Raw genomic sequence first — 588 nt, forward strand, 5'->3', positions numbered from 1 at the left:
CCTGCGCGATTTCTACCTGGGTGGCCTCGACGGCTACCGCATCGCCTTCAACGACGATTTCGGCCAGGCCCTGGTGCCGGCCAAGCAGCACTTCCGCTCGGAAACGGTCGACTCGCAGCGCGGCGAGGCCGAGTGGGCAGGCGGCAACCTGTACTTCGAGCAATGGAGCTACGACTTCCAGTGGCGGGTACTGCCAGCCAGGCAACGCTAGCGCGACACATCGCACTCCACACCATTCGATTCTTGCAGGAGAGAGCAGGGGATGAAGGCTTACAGCATCAAGCGGGCGGCGTTGTGCGTCGCTCTCGGGGCGTGTCTGGGCGCAATGCTGCCCAGTATCGCAATGGCACAGAACGTAAGCGGTGCCGTGGCCGGGCGCGCCACCGCCGGCGACCAGGTGACTGTGGTGAGCAGCAGCACGGGTCTGACCCGCAGCGTCACGGTCGGTGCCGATGGCAGTTATCGCCTGGGCCAGCTGCCGGTGGGGGATTACCAGCTGCAGCTCAGCCGTGATGGCCAGAAGCTGGGCGACCAGGTCGCCGTCAGTGTGGCGGTAGGCGGCACCACCACGGTCAACCTGGCCAGTGG

Annotated in this window: 2 protein-coding genes; both read left to right on the forward strand. The window is 66.0% G+C overall.

All coding sequences use genetic code 11. The annotated features are described in order from the left end of the window. Nucleotides 1–211, forward strand: a 211-nt coding sequence (locus DAI20_RS19905; RefSeq protein WP_240606148.1) for a hypothetical protein, incomplete at its 5' end; no start/stop codon positions are given. 51 nt (nucleotides 212–262) lie between these two features. After that, on the forward strand, nucleotides 263–588 hold a 326-nt coding region (locus tag DAI20_RS19910), incomplete at its 3' end, for a carboxypeptidase-like regulatory domain-containing protein (RefSeq protein ID WP_168927708.1).

This window comes from Planctomonas deserti (genome assembly GCF_003067705.1).
Lineage (GTDB): Bacteria > Actinomycetota > Actinomycetes > Actinomycetales > Microbacteriaceae > Planctomonas > Planctomonas deserti.